The organism is Shewanella sp. MBTL60-007, from assembly GCF_019654915.1.
Taxonomy (GTDB): domain Bacteria; phylum Pseudomonadota; class Gammaproteobacteria; order Enterobacterales; family Shewanellaceae; genus Shewanella.
Genome location: NZ_BPET01000122.1, coordinates 1 through 2,844 on the forward strand (window position 1 = coordinate 1; position 2,844 = coordinate 2,844).

A 2,844-nucleotide genomic window follows, 5' to 3' on the forward strand; every position below is an offset into this window, starting at 1 on the left:
GGCCAGGCCTCAGCATTTTATTATGGTGATCCCCTGGGCGAAATGCGCCTGGTAAGCAGAGTTTTTGAAATGTAAGGCCTTTGAATAAGACAAAAGGCTGCCTCATCGCTAACTTTGCAACAGTGCCTTCTACGGCACGTTTGAAGGCGCGCTGAAAGGTCTGGTCATACATGTGATGGCGACGCACGACACCGCTCCGTGGATCGGTCGAATGCGTGTGCTGCGCAAAAACCCAGAACCACGGCCAGGAATGCCCGGCGCGCGGATACTTCCGCTCAAGGGCGTCGGGAAGCGCAACGCCGCTGCGGCCCTCGGCCTGGTCCTTCAGCCACCATGCCCGTGCACGCGACAGCTGCTCGCGCAGGCTGGGTGCCAAGCTCTCGGGTAACATCAAGGCCCGATCCTTGGAGCCCTTGCCCTCCCGCACGATGATCGTGCCGTGATCGAAATCCAGATCCTTGACCCGCAGTTGCAAACCCTCACTGATCCGCATGCCCGTTCCATACAGAAGCTGGGCGAACAAACGATGCTCGCCTTCCAGAAAACCGAGGATGCGAACCACTTCATCCGGGGTCAGCACCACCGGCAAGCGCCGCGACGGCCGAGGTCTTCCGATCTCCTGAAGCCAGGGCAGATCCGTGCACAGCACCTTGCCGTAGAAGAACAGCAAGGCCGCCAATGCCTGACGATGCGTGGAGACCGAAACCTTGCGCTCGTTCGCCAGCCAGGACAGAAATGCCTCGACTTCGCTGCTGCCCAAGGTTGCCGGGTGACGCACACCGTGGAAACGGATGAAGGCACGAACCCAGTGGACATAAGCCTGTTCGGTTCGTAAACTGTAATGCAAGTAGCGTATGCGCTCACGCAACTGGTCCAGAACCTTGACCGAACGCAGCGGTGGTAACGGCGCAGTGGCGGTTTTCATGGCTTGTTATGACTGTTTTTTTGTACAGTCTATGCCTCGGGCATCCAAGCAGCAAGCGCGTTACGCCGTGGGTCGATGTTTGATGTTATGGAGCAGCAACGATGTTACGCAGCAGGGCAGTCGCCCTAAAACAAAGTTAGACATCATGAGGGTAGCGGTGACCATCGAAATTTCGAACCAACTATCAGAGGTGCTAAGCGTCATTGAGCGCCATCTGGAATCAACGTTGCTGGCCGTGCATTTGTACGGCTCCGCAGTGGATGGCGGCCTGAAGCCATACAGCGATATTGATTTGTTGGTTACTGTGGCCGTAAAGCTTGATGAAACGACGCGGCGAGCATTGCTCAATGACCTTATGGAGGCTTCGGCTTTCCCTGGCGAGAGCGAGACGCTCCGCGCTATAGAAGTCACCCTTGTCGTGCATGACGACATCATCCCGTGGCGTTATCCGGCTAAGCGCGAGCTGCAATTTGGAGAATGGCAGCGCAATGACATTCTTGCGGGTATCTTCGAGCCAGCCATGATCGACATTGATCTAGCTATCCTGCTTACAAAAGCAAGAGAACATAGCGTTGCCTTGGTAGGTCCGGCAGCGGAGGAATTCTTTGACCCGGTTCCTGAACAGGATCTATTCGAGGCGCTGAGGGAAACCTTGAAGCTATGGAACTCGCAGCCCGACTGGGCCGGCGATGAGCGAAATGTAGTGCTTACGTTGTCCCGCATTTGGTACAGCGCAATAACCGGCAAAATCGCGCCGAAGGATGTCGCTGCCGACTGGGCAATAAAACGCCTACCTGCCCAGTATCAGCCCGTCTTACTTGAAGCTAAGCAAGCTTATCTGGGACAAAAAGAAGATCACTTGGCCTCACGCGCAGATCACTTGGAAGAATTTATTCGCTTTGTGAAAGGCGAGATCATCAAGTCAGTTGGTAAATGATGTCTAACAATTCGTTCAAGCCGACCGCGCTACGCGCGGCGGCTTAACTCCGGCGTTAGATGCACTAAGCACATAATTGCTCACAGCCAAACTATCAGGTCAAGTCTGCTTTTATTATTTTGGGTATACGGATTTAATGGTTGATGGGGCACCTTCACCCCATCAATCTGATACCACCCTCAGATGGTTGATAGATCCACTCCGTAGTTGAGTTCCTCTGCGAAGTCCGGCAGTCCGTAACCGATGGTTTTCTTGTAGAAAGGAGAGACCTTCGCAGTCGGTGCCTTCTTCTTGTGCTTCGTGGTGTAGAGCATTCGTGCCCGCATCACCTCGAAGGAGTAACCGCGCCCTTCACGGTTCTTGTCCTTGGCCAGTCGGTTGATGGACTCCGTGTAAGCGTTGGTGACGGGCATGTCCGTCTCGAAGTAGGTCATGGTCTCTTCGCGCCAGTTTCCCACTGCCCTGACCAGATCGCTCCAGACTTCCTTTTGGCCCTTCGGGATGGTGGCTATCCACTCGTCCAGGGCGGCTTCTGCCTGGAGCCGTGTGGTGGCGTCCCAGATGCCGTAGAAGCGCTCCTTGTGCTCGTAGGCGGCCAGCAGTTGCGGGAACGCGCCTGTCCAGGTCTCCATGATGAGGCGCTCCAGGTCTGAGACTTCGTGAGCGCGTTTCAGCAGGATTTTCCGGTCTCCCTTGAGAGTCCGGCTCTGGGACGGTTTCAGCTCCTTTCTGAGGCCCTTGCGCACTCTCTCTAGGGCATCGTTGGCCATGCGCACCACATGGAACTTATCGACCACGATACGGGCCTGGGGCAGCACAGCCTTGACCGCTGCCCGGTAGGGGTTCCACATGTCTATGCTGACGATCTCGACCTTCTGCCGGTCTTTCAGCTTCATCAGGTAGTTGGTCACCACGTCCTGGCGGCGGGTGGCCAGCAGGTCGAGCAGGGTTCGCTCCTCAATGTTGGTCAGAATGCAGCGGT

4 pseudogenes are annotated in these 2,844 nt (G+C 55.9%); 2 read left to right on the top strand and 2 right to left on the bottom strand.

Annotated features, from left to right (window positions below):
- A pseudogene (locus K5Q92_RS23490) lies at window positions 1-75 on the top strand (IS6 family transposase); the annotation flags it as partial.
- Window positions 76-127: 52 nt separating this feature from the next.
- Here the strand turns inward: K5Q92_RS23490 and intI1 are convergent.
- Window positions 128-925: pseudogene (gene intI1 / locus K5Q92_RS23495) on the bottom strand (class 1 integron integrase IntI1); the annotation flags it as partial.
- A 145-nt stretch (window positions 926-1,070) separates the two neighbouring features.
- Here intI1 and K5Q92_RS23500 point away from each other — a divergent pair.
- Window positions 1,071-1,909 (top strand): annotated as a pseudogene (locus K5Q92_RS23500) (AadA family aminoglycoside 3''-O-nucleotidyltransferase).
- Window positions 1,910-2,041: 132 nt separating this feature from the next.
- Here K5Q92_RS23500 and K5Q92_RS23505 read toward each other — a convergent pair.
- Window positions 2,042-2,844 (bottom strand): annotated as a pseudogene (locus tag K5Q92_RS23505) (ISL3-like element ISPst2 family transposase); the annotation flags it as partial.